This is a genomic window from Streptomyces sp. NPDC014870, from assembly GCF_043081505.1.
GTDB lineage: Bacteria > Actinomycetota > Actinomycetes > Streptomycetales > Streptomycetaceae > Streptomyces.
This window is the reverse complement of the sequence record NZ_JBIBWQ010000005.1, coordinates 368,677-393,059: the sequence shown is the minus strand read 5'-3', so window position 1 is coordinate 393,059 and position 24,383 is coordinate 368,677. Positions and strand designations below refer to the sequence as shown.

Annotated in this window: 22 protein-coding genes and 1 pseudogene; 12 read left to right on the top strand and 11 right to left on the bottom strand. The window is 70.7% G+C overall.

Annotation, left to right across the window (positions count from 1 at the left end; translation table 11 throughout):
- Positions 1-147: 147 nt before the first annotated feature.
- The 4 genes from ACF09C_RS17350 to ACF09C_RS17335 all read right to left on the bottom strand — a co-directional run bounded on the left by ACF09C_RS17350 (position 148) and on the right by ACF09C_RS17335 (position 2,817).
- On the bottom strand, positions 148-624 hold the full coding sequence (locus ACF09C_RS17350) for a MarR family transcriptional regulator (protein WP_362429492.1): 477 nt from the start codon (positions 622-624) through the stop codon (positions 148-150).
- Between the two features lie 119 nt (positions 625-743).
- Positions 744-1,532, bottom strand: coding sequence for an AIM24 family protein (locus ACF09C_RS17345; protein ID WP_392092285.1), 789 nt, complete (start codon positions 1,530-1,532; stop codon positions 744-746).
- The gene (locus tag ACF09C_RS17340; protein ID WP_392092284.1) at positions 1,529-2,179 is read right to left on the bottom strand and encodes an AIM24 family protein; all 651 of its coding nucleotides are present in this window, start codon (positions 2,177-2,179) and stop codon (positions 1,529-1,531) included. Before ACF09C_RS17340 ends, ACF09C_RS17345 begins: the two co-directional genes overlap by 4 nt.
- Positions 2,179-2,817, bottom strand: a complete 639-nt coding sequence (locus ACF09C_RS17335; RefSeq protein WP_392092283.1) for an AIM24 family protein — start codon at positions 2,815-2,817, stop codon at positions 2,179-2,181. The genes ACF09C_RS17340 and ACF09C_RS17335 overlap by 1 nt, the downstream gene beginning before the upstream one ends.
- A gap of 112 nt (positions 2,818-2,929) precedes the next feature.
- Here ACF09C_RS17335 and ACF09C_RS17330 point away from each other — a divergent pair, with 112 nt between their 5' ends.
- The 4 genes from ACF09C_RS17330 to ACF09C_RS17315 all read left to right on the top strand — a co-directional run bounded on the left by ACF09C_RS17330 (position 2,930) and on the right by ACF09C_RS17315 (position 7,505).
- Positions 2,930-3,277 (top strand): DUF3817 domain-containing protein, encoded by a 348-nt coding sequence (locus ACF09C_RS17330; RefSeq protein ID WP_362429484.1) that lies wholly within the window; start codon positions 2,930-2,932, stop codon positions 3,275-3,277.
- Entirely contained in the window at positions 3,274-3,567 is a 294-nt protein-coding gene (locus tag ACF09C_RS17325) for an MTH1187 family thiamine-binding protein (protein WP_392092282.1), read from the top strand. Before ACF09C_RS17330 ends, ACF09C_RS17325 begins: the two co-directional genes overlap by 4 nt.
- Positions 3,568-3,725: 158 nt before the next feature.
- A complete protein-coding gene (locus ACF09C_RS17320) occupies positions 3,726-5,546 on the top strand; it encodes a glycosyltransferase family 2 protein (RefSeq protein WP_392092281.1) in 1,821 nt (606 codons plus the stop codon).
- A 3-nt stretch (positions 5,547-5,549) separates the two neighbouring features.
- Entirely contained in the window at positions 5,550-7,505 is a 1,956-nt protein-coding gene (locus ACF09C_RS17315) for a galactose oxidase-like domain-containing protein (RefSeq protein ID WP_392092280.1), read from the top strand.
- A gap of 13 nt (positions 7,506-7,518) precedes the next feature.
- Here the strand turns inward: ACF09C_RS17315 and ACF09C_RS17310 are convergent, their stop codons facing one another.
- Complete coding sequence (locus ACF09C_RS17310) at positions 7,519-8,493, bottom strand: glycoside hydrolase family 6 protein (RefSeq protein ID WP_392092408.1); 975 nt, start codon at positions 8,491-8,493, stop codon at positions 7,519-7,521.
- Positions 8,494-8,571: 78 nt separating this feature from the next.
- Positions 8,572-9,582, bottom strand: coding sequence for a DUF5937 family protein (locus tag ACF09C_RS17305; protein ID WP_392092279.1), 1,011 nt, complete (start codon positions 9,580-9,582; stop codon positions 8,572-8,574).
- 87 nt (positions 9,583-9,669) lie between these two features.
- Here ACF09C_RS17305 and ACF09C_RS17300 point away from each other — a divergent pair.
- The 4 genes and pseudogenes from ACF09C_RS17300 (at position 9,670) to ACF09C_RS17285 (ending at position 13,676) form a co-directional block, all read left to right on the top strand.
- Positions 9,670-10,950 (top strand): annotated as a pseudogene (locus ACF09C_RS17300) (MFS transporter).
- A gap of 9 nt (positions 10,951-10,959) precedes the next feature.
- Positions 10,960-11,469 (top strand): MarR family transcriptional regulator, encoded by a 510-nt coding sequence (locus ACF09C_RS17295; protein ID WP_362410829.1) that lies wholly within the window; start codon positions 10,960-10,962, stop codon positions 11,467-11,469.
- Positions 11,470-11,559: 90 nt separating this feature from the next.
- A complete protein-coding gene (locus tag ACF09C_RS17290; RefSeq protein WP_362410826.1) occupies positions 11,560-11,892 on the top strand; it encodes a DUF3817 domain-containing protein in 333 nt (110 codons plus the stop codon).
- Positions 11,893-11,975: 83 nt separating this feature from the next.
- The gene (locus ACF09C_RS17285; protein ID WP_392092278.1) at positions 11,976-13,676 is read left to right on the top strand and encodes a methylmalonyl-CoA mutase; all 1,701 of its coding nucleotides are present in this window, start codon (positions 11,976-11,978) and stop codon (positions 13,674-13,676) included.
- 59 nt (positions 13,677-13,735) lie between these two features.
- Here the strand turns inward: ACF09C_RS17285 and ACF09C_RS17280 are convergent, their stop codons facing one another.
- Together ACF09C_RS17280 and ACF09C_RS17275 are read right to left on the bottom strand one after the other, a co-directional pair.
- Positions 13,736-14,146 (bottom strand): PPOX class F420-dependent oxidoreductase, encoded by a 411-nt coding sequence (locus ACF09C_RS17280; RefSeq protein WP_392092277.1) that lies wholly within the window; start codon positions 14,144-14,146, stop codon positions 13,736-13,738.
- Positions 14,147-14,195: 49 nt separating this feature from the next.
- Positions 14,196-14,825: a TetR/AcrR family transcriptional regulator gene (locus ACF09C_RS17275; RefSeq protein WP_392092276.1), complete on the bottom strand. Its 630-nt coding sequence runs from the start codon at positions 14,823-14,825 to the stop codon at positions 14,196-14,198.
- A 257-nt stretch (positions 14,826-15,082) separates the two neighbouring features.
- Between ACF09C_RS17275 and ACF09C_RS17270 the strand changes: the two genes are divergently transcribed.
- From ACF09C_RS17270 to ACF09C_RS17255, 4 genes are all read left to right on the top strand, one after another.
- Entirely contained in the window at positions 15,083-16,057 is a 975-nt protein-coding gene (locus tag ACF09C_RS17270; RefSeq protein WP_392092275.1) for a tetratricopeptide repeat protein, read from the top strand.
- Positions 16,058-16,642: 585 nt separating this feature from the next.
- Entirely contained in the window at positions 16,643-17,293 is a 651-nt protein-coding gene (locus ACF09C_RS17265) for a DUF6230 family protein (protein WP_362410811.1), read from the top strand.
- A gap of 138 nt (positions 17,294-17,431) precedes the next feature.
- The gene (locus tag ACF09C_RS17260; RefSeq protein ID WP_392092274.1) at positions 17,432-18,079 is read left to right on the top strand and encodes a DUF6114 domain-containing protein; all 648 of its coding nucleotides are present in this window, start codon (positions 17,432-17,434) and stop codon (positions 18,077-18,079) included.
- Complete coding sequence (locus ACF09C_RS17255) at positions 18,069-19,367, top strand: hypothetical protein (RefSeq protein ID WP_392092273.1); 1,299 nt, start codon at positions 18,069-18,071, stop codon at positions 19,365-19,367. The genes ACF09C_RS17260 and ACF09C_RS17255 overlap by 11 nt, the downstream gene beginning before the upstream one ends.
- Positions 19,368-19,461: 94 nt before the next feature.
- On the opposite strand, the gene pyk is transcribed toward ACF09C_RS17255, so the two are convergent.
- From pyk to pta, 3 genes are all read right to left on the bottom strand, one after another.
- Entirely contained in the window at positions 19,462-20,889 is a 1,428-nt protein-coding gene (gene pyk / locus ACF09C_RS17250; protein ID WP_392092272.1) for a pyruvate kinase, read from the bottom strand.
- A gap of 121 nt (positions 20,890-21,010) precedes the next feature.
- Entirely contained in the window at positions 21,011-22,222 is a 1,212-nt protein-coding gene (locus tag ACF09C_RS17245) for an acetate kinase (protein ID WP_392092271.1), read from the bottom strand.
- Complete coding sequence (gene pta / locus ACF09C_RS17240) at positions 22,219-24,339, bottom strand: phosphate acetyltransferase (protein WP_392092270.1); 2,121 nt, start codon at positions 24,337-24,339, stop codon at positions 22,219-22,221. The genes ACF09C_RS17245 and pta overlap by 4 nt, the downstream gene beginning before the upstream one ends.
- Positions 24,340-24,383 lie beyond the last annotated feature (44 nt).

Here is a 24,383-nt window from a genome sequence, read left to right as displayed (position 1 = left end):
CCCAGGGGGGCGGGCGACCGGGACCCGTCCGGGGCGCCCGCCCCGCGCGGGGCGCACCGCACCGGCCCCGGCGGCCCCACCGGCGGGCCGGGGGCCCCGGTGCGCGATCGCGCACCGGGGCCCCCGTCGTCGTGCCTGTCCCGCCCGCTACGGCTTGCCGCGGCGGCCGCGCAGCTGCTCGGCGACCGGCTTCAGGGACTCGTGGAGGTCGCCCAGGGCGTCCGGGGTCAGCTGGTCGATGAAGTGCCTGCGTACGGACTCCACGTGGTGCGGGGCGACCTTGCGCATGGTCTCCATGCCCTCGTCAGTCAGGACCGCGTACAGGCCGCGGCGGTCCGACTCGCAGTTGACGCGGCGGACGTACCCCGCGTTCTCCATGCGGGTGATCTGGTGCGAGAGCCGGCTCTTGGACTGCAGCGTCGCCGTGGCGAGGTCGCTCATGCGCAGCCGCCGCTCCGCCGACTCCGAGAGGTTCACCAGGATCTCGTAGTCGTTCATGGTCAGGCCGAAGGGCTGGAGGTCCTTCTCCAACTGGTACGTCAGCATCCGGAAGACGTCCAGGTATGTGCGCCACGCGCACTGTTCGGCGTCGGTGAGCCAGGGGGTGGCCGTCTCGGTCTCCATATATGGATTCTACCTAAGAAGTTGAAAACTGGACGAAGTCAGGGAGTGTGACACCAGGCACCCGGGCCCGACGTACGGGGTGCAGACGTTCGAGGGCGTCACACTCCGCAGACTACCGGCTACAGCCCGAAGCGCCGCTGGAGGTCTCCGAGCTGTCCGGGAAGGCGCGGTGCCTGGCCGTGCGCCCCGTGGCCGGAACCGTGCGCCCCGGGAACGCCGCCCGGAACCCCGGGCTGCCCGCCCGCCTCGCCGATCGCCCGTTCGGGCATCAGCAACTCGGTCGACTGGAGCAGTACCGTACCCGCTCCCACGAACTCGAACTGATGCTCCTCGCCCGAGGTGCCGCCGATCCCCGTCAGCGCCCGCACCCCGCCCATCACGCCCGTCATGTAGCCGTGGTCGTAGTGGTGGCACGGGGACGGGCAGTCCGCCCAGCCGACGAGCGCCTGCGGGTCCACCCGCATCGGCGGCTCCATGAAGACCACCGGGCCGTTCGAGGCCGCCACGAACTTGCCCGTGCCGATCAGCGTCACGAAGCCCGGCACGATCGACTGCTTCAGCGCCAGCGTCGGCTGGTAGGCGAGCAGATTGCCCGAGCGGATCGTCAGATTGCCCTCGTCCAGGTCGAAGGAGTTCACGTCGAAGGCCCGGTCGGCGAGCAGCATCTTGCCGCTGCCCTCCGCCACCACCCAGTCGCTCGCGTGCAGCGGCGAGTGGAAGGACGTACGGACCAGCCGGTCCAGACGCCCGTGGCCGATGCCGTTGAAGTCGATCCGCCCGTAGTAGGCGATCATCTTCCCCTTCTGCAGGAACCACTGGGAGCCCTTGAGCTCCACGCAGAAGGTGTACGGATTGACGTTGTCGTCGGACGGGAGCGAGTGCGGGTCGAGGACGACGGGACCGGTCACAGCTTCTCCTCCGAGGCCTGCACGTACACCGCACCACTGCCGCTCAGCTCCAGCTGGAACGCCTCGCCCGAGCCGCGCCCGACCATGTCGCGCCAGCCCAGCGCGGTCGAGAGCTTGTTCCGTACGTCGCCGTGGTGCGCGACGTACGCCTGCGGGTCCACATGGATCGCGCGCCCCGGCGTGATCGGCAGCTCGATCACGCCGCCGTGCGCCATCACGGCGACCGCGCCGTGGCCCTTGAGCGTCGTGGTGAAGAGCCCCTGGCCGGTCACCTGGCCGCGCACCATGCCCATGACCCCGCCCTGGGAGCCCATGAACATCGTGCCCTGCTGCAGGGTGCCGTCGAAGGCGAGCAGCCGGTCGGCCTCGACGTACAGCGTGTCGCCGGTCAGCTGGATCACCTGGATGTGGTGGCCGCCGTGCCCGAACATCACCGTGCCGTTGCCCTCGACCGTCATCAGCGGCGTCGCCTCGCCGGCCACCCGGCGGCCGAGCATCGACATCACACCGCCCTGGCCGCCGGCCATGTTCGGCGTGAAAGTGACGTCGCCGCGGTACGCCAGCATCGCGCCGCGTTGGCTGAACATGCGCTGCCCGGGGATCACCTGGGCCTCGACCATCTTCGAGTTGATCTCACGGAACGGCATCAGACGTCGCCCCCGATCGTGTTCCGCTCGCTCGGCTGGACATACACGAGCCCGTCGCCCTCGAAGCGGATCTGGAACGCCTCGCCGCCACCCTCGCCGAGGAACGTGCGGAACGTCACACCGGACTGGAAGCTCTGCTGGAGGTTGCCCTGATGGGCGACGTACGCGCCGGGGTCGACGGAGAGCGGGTACTGCGGGGTCACGCGCAGCACCACCGCCGGGCCGTCGGACATGATCGCCGCCTGGCCCGTGCCCTCGACGGTCGTGGTGAACAGACCGTTGCCGGTCGCCCCGCCACGCATGCCGGTGAAGCTCGTACCGGTGCGCAGCCCCGCGTCCGTGCAGAGCAGGTTGCTCGCCTCGACGTAGAGCTTGTCGCCGTGCAGGGAGACGAGGTTGATCTCGGAGGCGCGGTCGGCGAACCAGCAGGTCCCCTGGCCCTTCACCTCCATCACCTCCATCTGCTCACCGGTCAGCCGACGGGTGACCATGCCGCGCAGGCCCTCGCCGCCGCCGGACATCTTCTTGAAGGCCATCTGGCCGTCGTAGGCGACCATGGAGCCGTTTTTCGCCTTGACGGCGTCGCCGGTCATGGAGACGGCGAGCACTTTGCTGCCTTGGAGTCGGAACGTAGCCACGGAGGGAGATTACGGGCCCCCCGCCTAAAGAGACAGCAAAGTCGGCGTGCACAATGGACCCGCCCATCCTTGTGCATCCGTTCACAAGATCGAACGAAGGTGACCCCCTCCCGTGGACATCAAGACCGCCTCCTCGCTCCACCGCCTCCGACTCGTCTCCGCGCCGGAGGCCGTCTCCTTCCTCCTGCTGCTGGTCTGCTCGGTGCTCAAGCGCACCACGGACTTCAACGCCGTGCCGGTGATGGGCGCGATCCACGGCATCCTCTTCATCCTGTACGTGCTGTTCTGGCTGGACGCCTGGAACCGCACCAAGTGGCAGTTCAAGACCGCCGCCCTCTACTTCGTGCTCTCCGTGCTGCCCTTCGGCGGCTTCTTCGCCGAGCGCAAGCTCAAGCGCGAGGCCGCCGACGCCGTCATCGCCTCCCGCGCCCGGGGCGAGGGCAAGGTGAACGCCGCGTGATCGTCGCCTTCTCGGTCACCCCGCTCGGCGTCGGCGAGGAGGTCGGCGCGTACGTGGCCGACGCCGTCCGGGTCGTCCGTGAGTCGGGGCTGCCGAACCGCACCGACGCGATGTTCACCTCCATCGAGGGGGAGTGGGACGAGGTCATGGACGTCGTCAAGCGCGCCGTCGCCGCCGTCGAGGCGCGCGCTCCCCGGGTCTCCGTCGTCCTCAAGGCCGACATCCGACCCGGTGTCACCGACGGACTGACGAGCAAGGTCGACACCGTCGAACGTCACTTGAACGGCTGACCCGCCTCTACCGCGCGGACGAGCCCCCGACCCCTCAGGGCCGGGGGCTCACCCGTACGCGCGGCGAGAACAACTCGCTCGGACGACTCCAGTCGACACGCCGATGCTTCTCCCCTTTTGTGGGGGTATCGACCCGTTCGACGACAGCTGGAGGCACCGTGCGGCCGCGAGGCTACGACTACGACACCTACAGCCGACTCGCCGGTCCCCTCACGGAACCGGAAACAGCGGCCTACACGGTGCAGTACCGGAGTCTGCTCTCGAAGGAGCCGCACCGAATACGTGCCGTCCTCCTGATGAGCCTGGCGCCGGTGCTCTCCGCGCTGCTGCTCGTCTACCTCGTCTGGCCCAGCCACTGGACCGTCCGAGAGGGCGGCGACCGATGGCTCGTCGGGCTCGACGCCGTGATGCTCGTGTCGATCGGGCTCATCTGCTTCTTCATGCTGGTGAACGTCACCTCGATCGCGCACGCCACGATGGTCGCCCGCGACCCGATACCCGTGCACCCGGAGAAGGGCACCCGGGTCGCCTTCCTCACCACGTACGTCCCGGGCAAGGAACCCCTCGCCATGGTGCGCGCCACCCTCGAAGGGGCCGTACGCCTCCGGCACGACGGCACGCTCGACGTCTGGCTCCTGGACGAGGGCGACGACGAACGCGCCAAGGCGCTCTGCGCCGAACTGGGCGTCAGGCACTTCACCCGGGCCGGCGTCCCGGAGTGGAACCGCAAGAAGGGCGTCCACAAGGCCCGCACCAAGCACGGCAACTACAACGCCTGGCTCGCGATGCACGGGGACGCGTACGACTTCTTCGCCTCCGTCGACACCGACCACGTCCCGCTCCCCAACTTCCTGGAGCGGATGCTCGGCTTCTTCCGCGACCCGGACGTCGCCTTCGTCGTCGGACCGCAGGTCTACGGCAACTACACCTCGCCCGTCACCAAGGCCGCCGAGTCCCAGCAGTTCCTCTTCCACGCGCTGATCCAGCGGGCCGGCAACCGCTACCACGCGCCCATGTTCGTCGGCACCAACAACGTCGTACGGATCTCCGCCGTCAAGCAGGTCGGCGGGCTCTACGACTCCATCACCGAGGACATGGCCACCGGCTTCGAGCTGCACCGGAGGAAGAACCCGCACACCGGGCACTTCTGGCGCTCCGTCTACACCCCGGACGTGCTCGCCGTCGGCGAGGGCCCGGCCTCCTGGACGGACTTCTTCACCCAGCAGCTGCGCTGGTCCCGGGGCACGTACGAGACGCTGCTCAAGCAGTACTGGAAGACGCCGTTCCGGGTTCCGCCGGGCCGCTTCCTCAACTACACCCTGATGCTCGTCTACTACCCGATGACGGCCGTCAACTGGTTCCTCGGCATCCTCAGCTGCGTCCTCTTCCTCTGGCTCGGCGCCTCCGGGACCCAGGTCTCCTCCTCGGTCTGGCTGATGATCTACAGCGACGCGGTCGCCCTGCAGATCGGCCTCTACCTCTGGAACCGGCGCCACAACGTCTCACCCCACGAGCCCGAGGGCTCCGGCGGCCTGGCCGGCATGGCGATGTCCGCGCTCTCCGCGCCGATCTACCTCAAGTCGCTCGGCTCGGCGGTGCTGCGCACCCGGGGCCGCTTCGTCGTCACCCCCAAGGGCGGCGAGGCCAGCCCCGACCGCGTCCTGACCTTCCGTATCCACCTGTACTGGGCGGCGGTGCTGACCGCCTCGCTGCTCGCCTCCGTCCACTTCCAGCACACCCACGCCGCCATGCGCACCTGGGCCGTGCTCGCCCTCGTCATCTCCCTCTCCCCGGTGGCCGTCTGGACCTGGACCGCCCTGCGCGCGCGGCGCGGCCGCCAGGTGCGCGCCCAGGCCCGGGCCCGCACCCGCGCCCGCCGCCTCACCCCCGCCCACGAGAGCGTCGAGGTCCGCGCCGCCGCCACCCCGCACCCGCCGGCGGCCACCGCACCCGCGCCCACGACGACCGGAGGGAACTGAGCCATGGCCTACCGGCCGTCGAAGAAACTCAAGAAGACGCTGTTCGGCAGTGGCGCCGTCGTGGTCCTCGCGGCCCTGAACGCACCCGCCGCGGTCTCGTTCGTCGGCGAGAAGTACCACGCGTACAAGATCGCCCAGCCCGGCTACAAGAAGCGGTTCGGCTCCTGGGCGCCGGTCTCCGTCCCCGAGGGATACAGCGTCAACGCCATCCACGCCGCGCTGCTGCACACCGGCAAGGTGCTGCTCATCGCCGGCTCCGGCAACGACCAGAAGAAGTTCGACTCGGGCACCTTCGACACCATCCTCTGGGACCCGAAGAAGAACACCTTCAAGAAGATCCCCACCCCCGAGGACTTCTTCTGCTCCGGCCACACCCAGCTCGCCGACGGCCGCCTCCTGGTGGCCGGCGGCACCGCCCGCTACGAGATCCTCGACGGCGAGGTCAAGCGCGCGGGCGGCGGGATGCGGGTCAAGAACGAGAGCCCCGACAAGGCCGTCACCCTCAAGAAGGGCACGGTCTTCCGCTCCCCGTCCGGCGTCGAGTACGTGTCGAAGTTCGACGTCACCGTCCCCAAGGCCAAGCGCGACTTCGAGATCTCGTACTTCAAGAGCGGCCAGATGAAGCCCTGGAAGACCAAGGTCACCGCCGCCGAGGCGCGGGTCTTCGTCGAGGCGAGGAAGGAGGGCGCGCAGGCGCTCACCACCCAGGCCGCGCAGTACGAGGTCGTCGGGCTCAAGGGCGAGGACGCCGACAACGTCTACGGCCTCGCGCAGCGGCTCACCACCGAGAAGCAGGACTTCCAGGGCATCAGGGGTGCCTACGAGTTCGACCCGAAGGCGGAGAAGTACATCCCCGTCGCCCCGATGAAGGACGCCCGGTGGTACCCGACGCTCGTCACCCTCCAGGACGGCAAGGTCCTCGCGGTCTCCGGGCTCAACGACGTCGGCGACGTCGTCCCCGGCGACAACGAGATCTACGACCCGAAGACCAAGAAGTGGTCCAAGGGCCCCTTCCGCTACTTCCCCACCTACCCGGCCCTCTTCCTCACCCAGGGCGGCAAGCTGCTCTACACCGGCTCCAACGCGGGCTACGGCCCGGCGGAGAAGGGCCGCGAGCCGGGCCTGTGGGACCTGAAGAAGAACTCCTTCACCAAGCTGAACGGGCTCACCGACCCCGACCAGCTGGAGACCTCCGCCTCGCTGATGCTGCCGCCCGTCCAGGACCAGAAGCTCATGGTCCTCGGCGGCGGCGGGGTCGGCGAGTCCCCGAAGTCCACCGCCCGGACCTCGATCATCGACCTCTCGAAGGAGACCCCGGCCTTCAAGGACGGTCCGGCGCTGCCGCAGGGCACCCGCTACCTCAGCAGCGTGCTCATGCCCGACGACACCGTCTTCACCACGGGAGGCTCGGTGCGGTACCGGGGCGCGGGCGGCAGCGACATCCTCAAGGCGCAGTTCTACGACCCGAGCGCCAACGCCTTCTCGGCCGCCGCCGAGCCGACGGTCGGCCGCAACTACCACTCCGAGGCGCTGCTGCTCCCCGACGGCCGCGTCGCCACCTTCGGCTCCGACCCGCTCTACGGCAACCAGGCCAACACCAAGCTCGGCAGCTTCGAGCAGCGCATCGAGATCTTCACCCCGCCCTCCCTGCACCGCGCCGGCACCGACCGCCCGGTCCTCGGCGAGGGCCCGCAGGAACTCGACCAGAACGGCCGCGTCACGATCCGCACCAAGGACGCCGCCCGCATCACCAAGGCCCGCCTGATGCGCCCGAGCGCGGTCACGCACACCACGGACGTCGAACAGCGCTCGGTGGAACTGGGCCTGAAGAAGACGAAGGACGCGATCACGGTGGACGTCCCCCTGGACCGCACCCTGGTTCCCCCCGGCTGGTACATGCTCTTCGTCACGGACCGGGACGGCAGCTCGTCGGAGGCGAAGTGGATCCAGGTGGGGTGACGCCCGAGTGGCTCTAGGCCTTCGCTCGGCGGGCCAGGCCCAGGGCGTAGTCGGGCCACCAGGTGCCGGCCGACGGGCCGCCGCGGCAGGGGCCGTCGGAGTCGCCGGGGCGCTTGATCCACAGGTAGGCGTCCACGAGGTCGTCGCCCGTGCGGTCGGTCGGGGGGACGCCGAGGGCGCGGCCCGGCGGGTTGCACCAGGCCTCTTCCCGGTTGCCCGGCAGGGGGCCGTCGCCGTTGCGGCTGGTGTCGACGGTGAAGTGCGTGCCGCCGAGCAGGCCGGAGAGTTCGGCGCCGAAGCCCTTCACGGTGTCGTTGGTCTGGAAGTTGGAGACGTTGAGCGAGAAGCCGTCGGCCCGGTCGATCCCCGCGCGGCGCAGCGGCTCGACCAGCTTGCCCGGGTCGTCGATCCACGCCGGGTTCCCCGCGTCCAGGTAGACCCGGGTGTTCGGCTGACGCTTCAGCCGGTCGATCGCCTCGGAGAGGAGCTGGAAGCGTTCGTCGTGGTACTGGGCGGGGGTGCAGCCGTCGACGGCGTGCGGCACCGCGTCCGGCTCCAGGACGACGATCGCGGACGCGTCCCCGATCGCCGAGGCGAAGGAGTCGACCCAGGTGCGGTACGCCTGTCCGTCGTGCGAGCCGCCCGCCGAGTACATCCCACAGTCCCGGTGCGGGATGTTGTACGCGACGAAGACCACGGTCCGCCCGTCGGCGGCGGCCCCGCGCACCGCCTTGGTGATGTCCGGTACCGGATCGGCGCCGTCCGGCCAGTCCGCGACGGGCCGTTCCGCGATCCGCTTGAGCAGCCGCGCGTCCTCGGCGCGGCCCTCCGACTCGTACTGCCGCACCTGCCGGGCCGCGTCGCTGTCCGGGTCGACCCAGAACGGGGAGCCGCCGGTCGGGGCGACGGTCTCGGCGCGGCCGGACGGCGGGCCGACGGGCGTGCGGGCGGACCTGTCGTCCTCGCCGCAGCTCGCCACGCCGGTCATGATCAGGGCGGTGGCCAGAGCGGCGGCGGTGGCGAGGGCGATGCGGCGGGACAACACCGGATCATCGTGGCATAACGGTCAGTCGGTGGGTGGGTGCGACACCGTGGAGCCGGTCAGGGCCATCCCGATCGGCGTGCGCTCGTACAGCACCTGGTGGCCGTAGCGGCGCGAGGTCAGCAGGCCCGCGTCCCGCAGCACCGACAGGTGCGCCGACACCGAGGACGGGGCGAGGCCGAGGCGGTGCGCGAGCGCCGTCGTGCCGGCCGGCTCGTCCAGCGCGCACAGCACGTCCGCGCGGGCCCGCCCGAGCAGCCGGGCGAGCGCGTCGGGGGTCCGGTCGCCGGGCGCCTCGGTCCACAGGCCGCCGATCCCGCGCACCGGGTAGGCGACGGTCGGCTGCCAGGGCGGGTCGAAGCCGCTCACCACGTCCGGCCAGGTGAAGACGGAGGGCATCAGGACCAGGCCCCGGCCTTCGAGGGCGCGGATGTGCTCGCCGCGGTACGCCACCGTGAGCGTGGCGGTGTCCGGCCGCCAGGCGAAGCCGGGATGGAGTTCGGCCAGCAGGCGCTCCAGGCCGCCCTCGGCGAGCCTGCGGGAGTGGTACGCCACGTCCGCCTCCAGGAGTGCCCGCAGCCGGGGCCAGTCCGGCGCGACCAGGGCCTCCCAGGACGCCTGGAGCAGATCCGCGAGCCGCTCGACGGTGCCCGCCGGATCGGCCAGCATCCGCCGCCCCTCCTCGGAGGTCGTGGCGCCCTGGGTGTCGGCGAGCGCCCGCGCGAAGTCGTCCCGGGCGAGGGCCGGATCGGTCTCCCGTACCGCCGCGATCTCCTCGTCGAAGGAGCAGGCGGGCCCGAGGGGCGGCGGGCCGATGCAGTCGGGGCTGTGTCCGCGCCGCGGCATCAGCAGATGCAGCGGCCGGAGGTCGAGCCCCTCGGCCGCGCCCCGGATCCGCCGCAGCCAGGGCAGGTGGTACCCCTGCTGCCGGGGCCGCGCGAGCACGCGCACGGCGCCGAGTGTCTCCCAGAGCGGCGAGAGCGCGAACCGGACGCGGAGGGTGTCGGCCTCGCCGAAGTGGAGGTGGTACGGCATGGGGGCGCGGCTCCACGGAGGAGAACGGAAGATTCGGGTGGAGGCGAAAGTCTAGGTGGGGGAGGCCGTCGACGGCAGGCTGCGCCCATGCCGAACCACGACACGACCCCCGCGCCCCCCGGCCCACGGCCCGAGCCCGCCGCCCGCACCCCCGGCTACCGGGCCGTCTTCGCCGTCGTCGAGTTCCGGGTCGTCTTCGGCGCGCACCTGCTCTCGCTGCTCGGCGTCGTCGTCAGCGAGATCGCGCTCACCGTGCTCGTCTACGAGCTCACCCGCTCGCCGCTGCTCTCCGCGCTCACCTTCGCCCTCGGCTTCCTGCCGTACCTCGTCGGCGGCACCCTCCTCGCGGGCGTCGCCGACCGGTACCCGCCCCGTCGGGTCCTCGTCGTCTGCGACCTGGTGTGCGCGGGGTGCGTCGCGCTCATGGTGCTGCCCGCCACCCCGGTTGCCGGGCTGCTGGTGCTGCGGTGCGTCGTCGCCGCCGTCGCGCCGGTCTTCAACGGGACGCGGATGGCGACCCTCGCCGACATCCTCGGCGAGGGCGACCTCTTCGTCCTCGGCCGCTCCCTCCTGCGGATCGTCTCCCAGAGCGCCCTGCTCACCGGCTTCGCCGTCGGCGGCCTGCTCCTCACCGTCGTCGCCCCGCGCGGGCGCGATCGCCCTCACCGCCGGCACCTTCCTCGCCTCCGCGCTCCTGCTGCGGCTCGGGACGCGGAGGCGGCCCGCCCGTGGGGCCGGGAGGGCGGAGAAGCGCGGCGGCAACCTCGGTCTGTTGCGCGACCGGCGCGTGCGCGCCCTCATGCTCATGTTCTGGCTGCCGCCCATGTTCGCCGTCGTCCCCGAGGCCCTCGCCGCCCCCTACGCCGACCAGGCCGGCGGCTCCACCGCCGCGCTCGGGCTGCTGATGTGCGCCCTGCCCGTCGGCACCATCGCGGGCGAGCTGTTCGCCGGGTCCGCGCTCGGTGCCACCACGCGGTCGCGGCTCGTGTACCCGCTCGTGCTCGTCGGGGTCCTGCCCTATCTGCTCTACGCCGTCGAGCCCGGGGCCGCCCTCGCGGGCCTCGCCCTCGCGCTCGCCGGCGCCACCGGGGCGTACACCCTGGGCCTCGACGCCTGGTTCGTCGCCGCAGTCCCCGAGGACCGGCGGGGGAGGGCGATGACGCTGATGACCGCCGGGATGATGACCGCGCAGGGGGTCGGCATGGCCGGCGCCGGGCTCGCCGCCGAGTTCCTCCCCGTCCACCTCGTGGTCGCCGCCACGGGTGTCCTCGGCACCCTCTGCCTCGTCGCGGTCGTGCTCGAAGTGCGGGCGACCGAAGGGCGACCGAAGTGCGAGACGGGGCTGACCGGCATGTGACCAGTGGGTAAGGTCGACGCGTGCCGAAGCCGCTCAGTCTCCCCTTCGATCCCATCGCACGCGCCGACGAACTCTGGCAGAAGCGCTGGGGGCCGGTCCCCTCGATGGCCGCGATCACCTCGATCATGCGCGCCCACCAGATCCTCCTCGCGGAGGTCGACGCCGTCGTCAAGCCGTACGGACTGACCTTCGCGCGCTACGAGGCCCTGGTCCTGCTCACCTTCTCCAAGGCCGGCGAGCTGCCGATGTCGAAGATCGGCGAGCGGCTGATGGTCCACCCGACCTCGGTCACCAACACCGTCGACCGGCTGGTCAAGTCGGGTCTGGTCGACAAGCGGCCCAACCCGAACGACGGGCGCGGCACCCTCGCCTCCATCACCGAGAAGGGCCGCGAGGTGGTCGAGGCGGCCACCCGCGACCTGATGGAGATGGACTTCGGCCTCGGGGTCTACGACGCCGAGGAGTGCGCCGAGATCTTCGCGATGCTGCGCCCGCTGCGGGTCTCCGCCGAGGACTTCGACGAGTCCTGAGCGCGGGTTCGGGGCGGCCCGGACAGGAACCCGCGCGTGAGCTCCCACCCGCCCGAAGATCGCCCGGAACGTGCCGTTACGCTCGACGGCATGAAATCCAGCGTGCTGACCCGCTACCGCGTGATGGCGTACATCACCGCCGTCATGCTGCTCGTGCTGTGCACCTGCATGGTCTTCAAGTACGGGTTCGACATGGGCGAGGACGTGACCTTCGCGGTCTCCCAGACCCACGGCGTCCTCTACATCATCTACCTGATCTTCGCCTTCGACCTGGGCTCCAAGGCGAAGTGGCCGTTCGGCAAGCTCCTGTGGGTGCTGCTGTCCGGGACGATCCCCTTCGCCGCCTTCTTCGTCGAGCGCAAGGTCGTCCGCGAGACGCTCCCGCTGGTCAACGGCGCGCAGCCGGCCCCGGCCAAGGCCTGATCCGACAGGGAGCCTGAACCTCCGCACGGATGTGCGGAGGTTTGCCATCGACATTTACTAGGACGTCCTAGTAAATTTGAAGCATGGACGCTGACGCCATCGAAGAGGGCCGCCGCCGCTGGCAGGCCCGGTACGACAAGGCCCGCAAGCGCGACGCCGACTTCACCACGCTCTCCGGCGACACCGTGGAGCCCGTCTACGGGCCCAGGCCCGGCGACACCTACGAGGGCTTCGAGCGCATCGGCTGGCCCGGCGAGTACCCCTTCACCCGCGGACTGCACCCCACCGGCTACCGGGGCCGCACGTGGACCATCCGGCAGTTCGCCGGCTTCGGCAACGCCGAGCAGACCAACGAGCGGTACAAGATGATCCTGGCCGCCGGCGGCGGCGGGCTCTCGGTCGCCTTCGACATGCCCACCCTCATGGGCCGCGACTCCGACGACCCGCGCTCGCTCGGCGAGGTCGGCCACTGCGGCGTCGCCATCGACTCCGCCGCCGACATGGAGGTCCTCTTCAAGGACATCCCGCTCGGCGACGTGACCACCTCGATGACCATCTCCGGGCCCGCCGTGCCCGTCTTCTGCATGTACCTGGTCGCCGCCGAGCGCCAGGGTGTCGACCCGGCCGTCCTCAACGGGACGCTCCAGACCGACATCTTCAAGGAGTACATCGCGCAGAAGGAGTGGCTCTTCCAGCCCGAGCCGCACCTGCGCCTCATCGGCGACCTGATGGAGCACTGCGCCCAGGGCATCCCCGCCTACAAGCCGCTCTCCGTCTCCGGCTACCACATCCGCGAGGCCGGGGCGACGGCCGCGCAGGAGCTCGCGTACACCCTCGCCGACGGCTTCGGCTACGTGGAGCTGGGGCTCTCGCGCGGGCTCGACGTGGACGTCTTCGCGCCCGGCCTCTCCTTCTTCTTCGACGCGCACCTCGACTTCTTCGAGGAGATCGCCAAGTTCCGCGCCGCCCGCCGGATCTGGGCGCGCTGGATGAAGGAGGTCTACGGCGCCAAGACCGACAAGGCCCAGTGGCTCCGCTTCCACACCCAGACCGCCGGTGTCTCGCTCACCGCCCAGCAGCCGTACAACAACGTCGTACGGACCGCGGTCGAGGCGCTCGCCGCCGTCCTCGGCGGGACGAACTCGCTGCACACCAACGCCCTCGACGAGACCCTCGCGCTCCCCAGCGAGCAGGCCGCCGAGATCGCGCTGCGCACGCAGCAGGTGCTGATGGAGGAGACGGGCGTGGCCAACGTGGCCGACCCGCTCGGCGGCGCCTGGTACGTGGAGCAGCTCACGGACCGCATCGAGGCCGACGCCGAGAAGATCTTCGACCAGATCAAGGAGCGCGGCCGCCGGGCGCACCCGGACGGGCAGCACCCGATCGGTCCGATCACCTCCGGCATCCTGCGCGGCATCGAGGACGGCTGGTTCACCGGCGAGATCGCCGAGTCCGCCTTCCAGTACCAGCAGTCCCTGGAGAAGGGCGACAAGCGGGTCGTCGGCGTCAACGTCCACCACGGCTCGGTCACCGGCGACCTGGAGATCCTCCGGGTCAGCCACGAGGTCGAGTGGGAGCAGGTCCGGGTGCTCGGCGAGCGCAAGGACCGCCGTGACGACGCCAAGGTGAAGGCCGCGCTCGACGCGATGCTGGCGGCTGCCCGCGACGGCTCGAACATGATCGCCCCGATGCTCGACGCGGTCCGCGCCGAGGCGACCCTGGGCGAGATCTGCAACGTGCTCCGCGAGGAGTGGGGCGTCTACACCGAGCCCCCGGGCTTCTAGTCCTGCGGACAGGGCGAAGGGGCGGTACGGGACTCCCGTACCGCCCCTTCGCGTACGCGCTACCGCGTCGCCGTGCCGACCACCTTCGTCGGCGTCACGCGGATGACCACCCGCACCACCTCCGGCGGCAGTTCGAGGTAGTCCTGGCCGGCGCCCGGCCCCTCGTAGTGCTCGTCGAGCGAGACCGCGAGCGCCCGCCCGACGTCCTCGGTGACCGTGGCCGTGCCCCGTATCTCGGCGTACAGCTGCGGGTCCCCGCTGTCGTACAGGGTCAGGCTGACCCGGGGGTCGGCCTCGATGTTCCGCACCTTGCGGCGGCCCGCCTGGGAGGAGATCAGGAGCTCGTCGCCGTCCCTGCCCACCCAGACCACCGAGGTCTGAGGGGAGCCGTCGGGATGCACGGTCGCCAGGATCGCCGGGTTGGTGCCGTCCAGAAGTGCGCGCACGGCGCTGTTCAGAGAGATCGTCACGACGCCTCACCCTAGGGGGTGGCCCGTCGGACGTGCCGGGCTCGCGACCCTAGGGTGTGGCCGCCGCCGCGCCCAGGCCGCCGATCAGCAGGGCCGTGAAGCGCTGTACCCAGGCCTCGTCGACCGGCTCCGCGCTCACCAGGGCGCGGTGGACCACGGCGCCCGCGATGACGTCGAAGATCAGGTCGTCGGTGCTGTCGACCGTGCCGGGGTCGCGGTCGTCCGGGAGTTCGCCGCGCTCCTGGGCGCGCTGGCGGCCTTCGAGGACCAGCCGCTTCTGCCGGTCGACGATCGAGGTGCGGATGCGTTCGCGCAGCGGCTCGTCACGGGTGGACTCCGCCACGACCGCCATCAGCGCCGTCTTGGTCTCGGGGCGCTGGAGGAGCGCGGCGAACTGCAGGACCACGTTCTCGATGTCGGCCTTGAGAGAGCCGAGGTCGGGGAGTTCGAGTTCGTCGAAGAGGACGGCGACGGCGTCCACGACCAGCTCGTTCTTGCTCGCCCAGCGCCGGTAGAGGGTCGTCTTGGCGACCCCCGCGCGGCTCGCCACATCGCCCATCGTCAGCTTCGACCAGCCCAGTTCGACCAGCGCGGCCCGGGTCGCGTCGAGGATCGCCGTATCGGCCTCGACGCTGCGCGGGCGTCCGGTTCGGGTGCGGGGGCTGGTGCGCTTACACATGGGGATCGACCATACCCGCCGGTAGGTATTGCGCCAGGGGCCCGTGATGTGAGCCAGTTCACCGGGGAACCCTTCCCCCCGGTGGATCGGGACAGTTACGCTACGACCCGTAGCGAAAGGCTGGACCGGCCTTGAGCGACAACCACCTGCGCCGGGTGGGGACCCGGGCGCGAAAAAACGAACGAGAGCCGTGCACCGTGGTGCACGGTTCAGCCATGACGTACCGGTTACGCGCGCGGAAGGGGGAGGATGTACTCATGCAGCCCAGAAACATGTCCATGAGCGGCGTCGTCGACCTCGCCGCGGTGAAGGCGGCCGGTGAGGCCAAGGCGAAGGCGGAGCAGGCGCGCGCCGAGGTCGCCCGCCAGGGCGGCGCGGCGGCCGTCGCCCCCTCTGCCCTGGTGATCGATGTCGACGAGGCCGGCTTCGAGCGCGACGTCCTGCAGCGCTCGGCCGAGGTCCCGGTCGTCATCGACTTCTGGGCCGAGTGGTGCGAGCCGTGCAAGCAGCTCGGCCCCCTCCTGGAGCGCCTGGCCGTCGAGTACAACGGCCGCTTCCTGCTGGCCAAGATCGACGTCGACGCCAACCAGATGCTGATGCAGCAGTTCGGCATCCAGGGAATTCCGGCCGTTTTCGCGGTGGTCGCCGGCCAGGCGCTGCCGCTCTTCCAGGGCGCGGCCCCCGAGGCCCAGATCCGCCAGACCCTGGACCAGCTGATCCAGGTCGGCGAGGAGCGCTTCGGCCTCACCGGTATCGCCGTCGACCCGGACGCCGAGTCCGACGGCGCCGCCGCCCAGGCCCCGGTGCCCGCGGGCCCGTACGACGCGCTGCTCGAAGCGGCCATGTCGGCGCTCGACGCCGGTGACCTGGCCGGCGCCGTCCAGGCGTACAAGAACGTGCTCGCCGACGACCCCGGCCACCCGGAGGCGAAGCTGGGCCTCGCGCAGGCGGAACTCCTCGCCCGTGTCCAGGACATGGATCCGCAGCAGGTGCGGAAGAACGCGGCCGACAACCCGGCCGACTCCGCCGCGCAGATCGCCGCCGCCGATCTCGATCTGGTGGGCGGTCATGTCGAGGACGCTTTCGGCCGGCTCGTCGACGCCGTGCGGCGCACGGCGGGTGAGGAGCGGGACGCGGCGCGGCTGCGGCTCCTGGAGCTCTTCGAGGTGATCGGCCCGGAGGACCCCCGGGTCACGGCGGCTCGACAGGCCCTCGCCCGGGTGCTGTTCTGACCCTTTCCCTCCCCCGGGAGGGCGCGCCGATTTGGCGACAGAGCGACATGACGCGGCCGCGCTTTACCAAAACTTGGTAATCGCGGCCGCTGTTACTTGCAGTAAATCGAACCCGTGATTGTGTCCGGGTTTCCGCATACTCTTCCCGCTTTGCCGATGCCGCGGGCTGCACCCTGTGTGGCCACGCGGCATCGCGCTGTCGTGGCGAGGTTATCCGTCCGTTACTAGCGAGTAACGAACCCCCTTGTGCGGGCGCCCGGAATGGACCACGATCGGCGACGCTCGGTCCGATACCGCACCACCCCGGCAACCATCCGGGTCCGCGGCGGAGGGTCCCCACCGAGCGGGCCGGTGGCAGTGGCGCCGGCCGTGGACAGGGGGGTTCCTGCTCTTACCGGCAGGGCCTGTCCAAGAGGTTGCGCGCAAGGCGTGGCCAGTGGTTGTCGCTCGGGGGTGATCGCCGGTGAAGTCGGACGCTCCGCGCGCCCGGTGTTCGGCGCTCCTTCCCGAGGACGTAGCACTTCTCCCATCCCAGGACGGGCCCTGGGCCCATCCGGAGATGTACGTCCGAGAAGGAGGATTCTCATGAAGTCCCAGGTTCGTGGCGGGACCAGATGGAAGCGGTTCGCCGTCGTCATGGTGCCGAGTGTGGCCGCGACGGCCGCGATCGGTGTCGGCCTGGCTCAGGGCGCGCTCGCCGCGTCCTTCAGCATCTCCGGCCAGGAGTTCAAGGTGAAGGCCGACAGCCTTGTCGGCAAGGACTTCGTCCAGTACGGCAGCGTGGCCGCCGGTAAGGACCTGCACGGCAAGCCGTTCGCCGAGCCGGTCGGTGTCTCGGGCTTCTCCGAGGCCTGGATCAGCAACATGTGCCAGTCCGTGGTGACGCCGGACGTGCCGTTCATCGGCAACGTCTCGCTGGAGCTGCGCGCCGGCACCGACCCGAAGAAGCCGGTCTACGCGAAGGACATCTACCTCGATGTCTCCTCGCTGAAGGCCGACGCCGAGTTCGGCAACATCGACATCGGTGTGGCCGCGGGTTCGCTCCCGAAGTCCGAGGGCAAGCCGGGCATCCAGCCCGGTACGAAGGCCAACCCGTACGGCTTCTCGCAGCGCGCCGAGACGGCGACGCTGACCAACGTGGAGCAGAAGGCGTGGGCGACCACCGCCGGAACCTTCAAGCTCAGCAACCTGAGCCTGAAGCTGCACAAGGGCACCAAGGAGTGCTTCACCGAGTAGTCACTCGGTGCGGTATCCGGCAGCAATGCCCGGCGGGCGCGGGCCGTCGACTCGTTCCGTACGGCCCCGCCCGTTCCCGGCCCCAGTGCCACCTTCTCCACTTCTCATCGCAACACCGCTTCCAGGGAGCTGTTTTCCATGAGCGCCGAGTCCACTGCTTCCCGCGGAGTCCCGAACCAGAGCGTGCGCCGCTTCCGCGACTGGCGGGGCAGCCGTCCCTTCTGGGCCGGACTGTTCACCATGATCGGCGGCGTACCGATCGCCTACTTCCCGTACGCCGACCTGCGACTCGGCAACATGACGATCGCGATGGCGACCACGGGCGGCGCCGGCGCCCTGATCATCGGCGTGCTTCTGGTGACGCTCGGTCTGACGATGTGGTTCCAGCCCATCGTCCGGGTGTTCGCGGGCGTCGCGGCGATCGTCCTGGCACTCGTCTCCATCCCGGTCTCCAACCTCGGCGGCTTCTTCATGGGCTTCCTGCTCGCCCTGGTCGGCGGCGGACTCTCCGTGGCGTGGGCCCCGGGCAAGCCGGCGGAGGAGACGACCGCGCAGCCGTCGGCCGAGCCGGCCGGCGAGCGTACGGAGGCCGTAGCGGGCGAGCACGAGTACGACGGTCAGCAGCACGGCACCGAGGCGACGGAGACGACCGGCACGGTCGACTTCGGCAAGGCCCCGGTCCCGGAGCAGCGCGCCGGTGAGGAGCCGGACCCGCAGGCGGGTCCCGGTGCGCAGGCGACCGAATCGACGATCGACGCCAACGGCGGGAGGAACAGTGCGGGGTGACGACACACAGTCGGCGCAGTCGGCGGCGGCTGCGGACGGCGCCACTCTGGCTCGCAGGGGTCCGCGGCACGCGGCTCCGCGCAAGTCGCTGCTGAACAAGATCCAGGGGCCCGCGGGCAAGGCCATGGCCCTGGCCGCCATGCCGACCGCGGTACTGATGGGCATGGGCATGGCGCCCAGGCTCGCCGTCGCCGACGAGAAGGACATCCCCTTCGCGCCCGGCCCGTGCGTGACCCGCTCCGACGAGCCGGTGACCGAGGAGACGACGAAGCCCGCCGAGACGCCCAAGCCCACGGCGAGCGCGAGCGCGAGCGAGTCGCCCAAGCCGGAGACCGGCGAGGGCGGCGAGTCCCCGAAGCCGACCGCCACTCCGTCGGCGACGGCCACCACGGAGCAGCAGGCCACGCAGGAGAAGTCCCCCGCGCCGACGCCCACTCCCACCGCGACGAAGAGCGTCAACCCGCTCGACCCGCTGGGCCTCGGTGACAAGATCAAGGACCTCTTCGACGGTCCGAACACCACGCCGACGGCCACCCCGACGCCCTCCGCCACGGCCACCAAGCCGGCGAAGCCCGCGCCCACGGCCACCACGGCCCCGGCCAAGCCCCCGACCACCGACCCCGACAAGGGCGAGGCCGACGCGGGCAGGGCCGACTCCACCGACGGCCCGGTCGACAAGACCAAGGCCGCCATCGAGAAGGCCGCCGAGGAGGCAGGTCAGAAGGTCGAGGAGCTGCCGGAGGACGCCAAGGGTCTCGACGCCAAGAAGGACGAGGCGATACCCGACGGCGCCAAGCCGCGCTTCCCGTGCCCTGAGCCCGACCCCAAGGCGCTCGCGGCGGCCGAACTGGAGCCGGGGATCCCGCTCCTGCCGGACGAGCCGTGGAAGCTGGAGAGCAGCCTGCTCACGCTGAAGGGCCTGAAGTACCACGGCATCGTCGAGGTCAAGACCGGCAGCGGCAAGATCAAGAAGGCGCTGAAGTTCACCGCGAGCGAGGTCGACATCAAGGACCTGCACCAGCTCACGGTGCACGAGCCGGGCTACACGGGCCACGTCCGCTCCGACAAGGGCTCGACGTCGACCATCCGCAACGGCACGGTGACCATGTACACGGAGCAGCTGAAGGGCAACCTCTTCGGCCTGATCCCGATCACCTTCAACCCGCAGACCCCGCCGCCGCTCGACGTCCCGTTCGCCTTCTTCACGAACGTGGAAGTCATCCAGGCGGGCCAGTTCGGCGGCACCCTCAAGGTCCCCGGCCTGCGCAACACGGTCGAGCCCAGCTGACGCACCACCCCCGAGCCATCCGGGAGCCGCATATGGGGAAGGCCCCCGTCCGATCCGGACGGGGGCCTTCCCCATGTCGTGTGCTGTGGGGGCGTCAGACCTTGTCGCCGCCAAGGTGGTGGACCCGGACCATGTTCGTGGTGCCCGGGACGCCGGGGGGCGAGCCGGCCGTGATGACCATGGTGTCGCCCGAACCGTAGCGCTGGAGCTTCAGCAGCTCCGCGTCGACGATGTCGACCATCGCGTCCGTGGTCTCCACGAACGGGACGAGGAAGGACTCCACGCCCCAGCTCAGGGTGAGCTGGTTGCGGGTCGACTCGTCCGTGGTGAAGGCGAGGATCGGCTGGATCGTCCGGTAACGGGACAGACGGCGCGCGGTGTCGCCGGACTGGGTGAAGGCGATCAGCGCCTTGCCACCCAGGAAGTCCGCGATCTCGCAGGCCGCGCGGGCCACCGAGCCGCCCTGCGTACGTGGCTTCTTGCCGGGCACGAGCGGCTGCAGGCCCTTGGCGAGCAGCTCCTCCTCGGCCGCCGCGACGATCTTCGACATCGTCTTGACGGTCTCGATCGGGTACGCGCCCACGGAGGACTCCGCGGAGAGCATGACCGCGTCCGCGCCGTCCAGGATCGCGTTGGCCACGTCGGAGGCCTCGGCGCGGGTGGGGCGGGAGTTGGTGATCATCGACTCCATCATCTGGGTGGCGACGATGACCGGCTTGGCGTTGCGGCGGCACATCTCCACGAGGCGCTTCTGCACCATCGGGACCTTCTCCAGCGGGTACTCCACCGCGAGGTCGCCACGGGCGACCATGACGGCGTCGAACGCGGCGACCACGTCGGCCATGTTCTCGACCGCCTGCGGCTTCTCCACCTTGGCGATGACCGGGACCCGGCGGCCCTCCTCGTCCATCACCTTGTGGACGTCCTTGACGTCGTCGGCGTTGCGGACGAAGGAGAGGGCGACCATGTCGCAGCCCATCCGGAGGGCGAACCGCAGGTCCTCGACGTCCTTCTCGGACAGGGCCGGGACGTTGACCGCCGCGCCGGGCAGGTTGATGCCCTTGTGGTCGGAGATGACACCGCCCTCGATGACGACGGTCTTCACCCGCGGGCCCTCGACCTCGACGACCCGCAGCTCGACGTTGCCGTCGTTGATCAGGACCTGGTCGCCCTTGGAGACGTCACCGGGCAGGCCCTTGTACGTGGTGCCGCAGATGGACTTGTCGCCCGGGACGTCGTCGGTGGTGATGGTGAACTCGTCACCGCGCACCAGCTCGACGGGACCCTCCGCGAAGGTCTCCAGACGGATCTTGGGGCCCTGGAGGTCGGCGAGCACGCCGACGGCGCGGCCGGTGTCGGCCACCGCCCTGCGGAGACGGTCGTACCGCTCCTGGTGCTCTGCCTGGGTCCCGTGGCTCATGTTGAATCGGGCCACGTTCATACCGGCCTCGATGAGCGCTTTCAGCTGCTCGTACGAGTCGACGGCGGGGCCCAGCGTGCAGACGATTTTGGAACGGCGCATGAGGCGGATCCTATCGGTTTGTTTCGCGGCGGAATATTCCGTCTGGTGGAAAGTACAAATGGGCGCGGGGTCGCTCAGGCGTTCACTTCCGGAGCGCCCGACGAGCGGCCCGAGAAGCCCCCTATCGAGCCACCAGGTCGTAGCTCTGGCGCGCGATCTCCAGCTCCTCGTCCGTCGGCACCACGGCGACCGCCACCCGCGCGTACTCCGGCGAGATGATCCGGGCCTCGTCGGACCGTACGGCGTTGAGGTCGGCGTCCACCGCCAGGCCCAGCTCCTCCAGGCCCGCGATCGCAGCTTCCCGCACCGGGGCCGCGTTCTCGCCGACACCCGCCGTGAACGCGATCGCGTCCACCCGGCCGAGTACCGCGTAGTACGCCCCGATGTACTTCTTGAGCCGGTGGATGTAGACGTCGAAGGCGAGCGCGGCCCGCTCGTCGCCCTCGTCGATCCGGCGCCGGATCTCCCGCATGTCGTTGTCGCCGCAGAGCCCGACGAGCCCGGACTTCTTGTTGAGCAGTGTGTCGATCTCGTCCGCCGACATCCCCGCCACCCGCTTCAGGTGGAAGGTGACCGCCGGGTCGACGTCGCCCGAGCGGGTGCCCATGACCAGGCCCTCCAGCGGGGTCAGCCCCATCGAGGTGTCCACGCACCGGCCGCCCCTGACGGCGGAGGCGGAGGCTCCGTTGCCCAGGTGCAGCACGATCACGTTCACCTCCGCCGGCTCCTTGCCGAGCAGCTTCGCCGTCTCGCGCGACACGTAGGCGTGCGAGGTGCCGTGGAAGCCGTACCGCCGGATGCGGTGCGCGTCCGCCGTCTCCACGTCGATCGCGTACCGGGCCGCCGACTCCGGCATCGTCGTGTGGAACGCGGTGTCGAAGACCGCGACCTGCGGCAGGTCGGGGCGGAGCGCCATCGCCGTACGGATGCCGGTGAGGTTCGCCGGGTTGTGCAGCGGCGCGACCGGCACGAGCCGCTCGATCTCGGCGAGCACCTCCTCGTCGATCACGGTCGGCGCGGTGAACCGCAGCCCGCCGTGCACCACCCGGTGGCCGATCGCGGCCAGTTCGGGGGAGTCCAGGCCGAGGCCGTCCGCCGTCAGCTCCTCGGCCACCGCCTTCAGGGCCGCCGCGTGGTCGGGGATCGGCCCGGTCCGCTCGCGCTTCTCGCCGCCGCCGCCCAGGAGCGGGGTGTGCACGAGCCGGGAGGTCTCCTCGCCGATCCGCTCGACCAGGCCGACCGCGAGCCGGCTGTGCTCCTTCATGTCGAGGAGCTGGTACTTCAGGGACGAGGAACCGGAGTTGAGGACGAGGACACGCGTGGGGGAGGTCATGCCGTGGGCTCCTGGGGGACCTGGGACTGGATCGCCGTGATGGCGACCGTGTTGACGATGTCGCTGACGAGCGCGCCGCGCGAGAGGTCGTTCACCGGCTTGCGCAGACCCTGAAGGACCGGGCCGACCGCCACGGCACCGGCCGAGCGCTGCACGGCCTTGTAGGTGTTGTTGCCGGTGTTGAGGTCGGGGAAGATCAGCACGGTCGCCTGGCCCGCCACCTCCGAACCCGGCAGCTTGGTCGCGGCGACGGACGGCTCGACCGCCGCGTCGTACTGGATGGGCCCCTCGATCCGCAGCTCCGGGTGGGACTCCCGGACCAGCTTCGTCGCCTCGCGGACCTTGTCGACGTCCGCGCCCGAGCCCGAAGTGCCGGTGGAGTACGAGAGCATCGCGATCCGCGGCTCCACGCCGAAGCGGGCCGCGGTGGCCGCCGACTGCACGGCGATGTCCGCGAGCTGCGCCGCGTCCGGGTCCGGGTTCACCGCGCAGTCGCCGTACACGAGTACCTTGTCGGCGAGGCACATGAAGAAGACCGACGAGACGATCGAGGCTCCCCCAGAGGCTTCGCCCTGGGAGGTGCCCCCAGGCTTGGTCTTGATGATCTCGAAGGCGGGCCGGATCGTCGCGGCCGTGGAGTGCACCGAGCCGGAGACCATGCCGTCCGCGAGCCCCTCCTCGACCATCAGCGTGCCGAAGTAGTTGACGTCCGAGACGACGTCGTACGCCAGCTCCACCGTCACGCCCTTGTGGGCGCGCAGCTCCGCGTACTTCGTCGCGAAGCCGTCGCGCAGCTCGGAGGTCTGCGGGTCGATCAGCTGGGTGGCCGGCGAGGACAGGTCGATGCCCAGGTCCGCCGCCTTCTTGCGGATGACCTCGACGTCGCCGAGCAGGGTCAGGTCGCAGACGTCGCGGCGCAGCAGCACGTCGGCCGCGCGCAGCACCCGCTCCTCGGTGCCCTCGGGGAGGACCACGCGGCGGCGGTCGGCGCGGGCCTGCTCCAGGAGTTCGTGCTCGAACATCATCGGCGTCACCCGGCCGCTGCGGGCCAGCGAGATCCGCTTCAGCAGATCGGCGGTGTCCACGTGCCGCTCGAAGAGGCCGAGCGCCGTCTCCGCCTTGCGGGGCGTCGCCGCGTTCAACTTGCCTTCGAGGGAGAAGAGTTCGGCGGCCGTCGGGAAGCTGTTGCCGGGGACGGAGATGACCGGCGTGCCGGGCGCGAGCCGGGCCGCCAGGGTCAGGATCTCCTCGCTGGGCCGCTCGTTCAGGGTGAGCAGCACACCGGCGATCGGCGGGGTGCCCGCCGAGTGCGCCGCGAGCGCGCCCACGACGAGGTCGGCGCGGTCCCCGGGGGTGACCACGAGACAGCCCGGGGTCAGCGCGTTCAGGAAGTTCGGCAGCATCGCGCCGCCGAAGACGAAGTCGAGCGCGTCGCGCGCCAGGCCCGCGTCGTCACCGAGCACCACCGAGGCGCCCAGGTGGTGGGTGATCTGGGCGACCGTGGGCGCCGCGAGCGCCGGCTCGTCGGGGAGCACGTAGCAGGGCACGGGGACCCGGGCGCCGAGCCGCTCGGCGATGGCCGCGCGGTCCTCGCCGGCCGCCCGGTTCACGACCATCGCGAGGACGTCGCAGCCCAGCCCGTCGTACGCCCGGAAGGCGTTGCGGGCCTCGGCCCGTACGGACTCGGCGGTCTGGTTCTTGCCGCCGACCACGGGTATCACCGAGGCGCCGAACTCGTTGGCCAGACGGGCGTTGAGCGCCAGCTCGTCGGGGAGCTGGGTGGCGGCGAAGTCCGTACCGAGGACGAGGACGACCTCGTAGTCGCGGGCCACCGCGAGGAAGCGGTCGACGAGCCGGGAGACCAGCTCGTCGGTGCCCTGTTCGGCCTGGAGCGCCGAGGCCTCGTGGTAGTCCATGCCGTAGACCGTCGAGGCGTCCTGGGTGAGGCGGTAGCGCGCCCGCAGCAGATCGAACAGACGGTCGGGCCCGTCGTGGACCAGCGGCCGGAACACCCCCACCCGGTCCACCTGGCGGGTCAGGAGTTCCATGACTCCCAGCTCGACCACCTGCCGGCCGTCTCCGCGGTCGATCCCGGTCACGTACACGCTGCGCGTCACGCCGTGGCTCCTGTCCAGTCCTGTCCGCCCGGTCTCGTCAACCG

Coding starts and splice junctions, on each gene's coding strand:
- ACF09C_RS17350 (WP_362429492.1), bottom strand. CDS start 624: ATGGAGACCGAGACGGCCACCCCCTGGCTCACCGACGCCGAACAGTGC.
- ACF09C_RS17340 (WP_392092284.1), bottom strand. CDS start 2,179: ATGCCGTTCCGTGAGATCAACTCGAAGATGGTCGAGGCCCAGGTGATC.
- ACF09C_RS17315 (WP_392092280.1), top strand. CDS start 5,550: ATGGCCTACCGGCCGTCGAAGAAACTCAAGAAGACGCTGTTCGGCAGT.
- ACF09C_RS17310 (WP_392092408.1), bottom strand. CDS start 8,493: ATGACCGGCGTGGCGAGCTGCGGCGAGGACGACAGGTCCGCCCGCACG.
- ACF09C_RS17305 (WP_392092279.1), bottom strand. CDS start 9,582: ATGCCGTACCACCTCCACTTCGGCGAGGCCGACACCCTCCGCGTCCGG.
- ACF09C_RS17290 (WP_362410826.1), top strand. CDS start 11,560: ATGAAATCCAGCGTGCTGACCCGCTACCGCGTGATGGCGTACATCACC.
- ACF09C_RS17285 (WP_392092278.1), top strand. CDS start 11,976: ATGGACGCTGACGCCATCGAAGAGGGCCGCCGCCGCTGGCAGGCCCGG.
- ACF09C_RS17275 (WP_392092276.1), bottom strand. CDS start 14,825: ATGTGTAAGCGCACCAGCCCCCGCACCCGAACCGGACGCCCGCGCAGC.
- ACF09C_RS17270 (WP_392092275.1), top strand. CDS start 15,083: ATGCAGCCCAGAAACATGTCCATGAGCGGCGTCGTCGACCTCGCCGCG.
- ACF09C_RS17265 (WP_362410811.1), top strand. CDS start 16,643: ATGAAGTCCCAGGTTCGTGGCGGGACCAGATGGAAGCGGTTCGCCGTC.
- ACF09C_RS17260 (WP_392092274.1), top strand. CDS start 17,432: ATGAGCGCCGAGTCCACTGCTTCCCGCGGAGTCCCGAACCAGAGCGTG.
- pyk (WP_392092272.1), bottom strand. CDS start 20,889: ATGCGCCGTTCCAAAATCGTCTGCACGCTGGGCCCCGCCGTCGACTCG.
- ACF09C_RS17245 (WP_392092271.1), bottom strand. CDS start 22,222: ATGACCTCCCCCACGCGTGTCCTCGTCCTCAACTCCGGTTCCTCGTCC.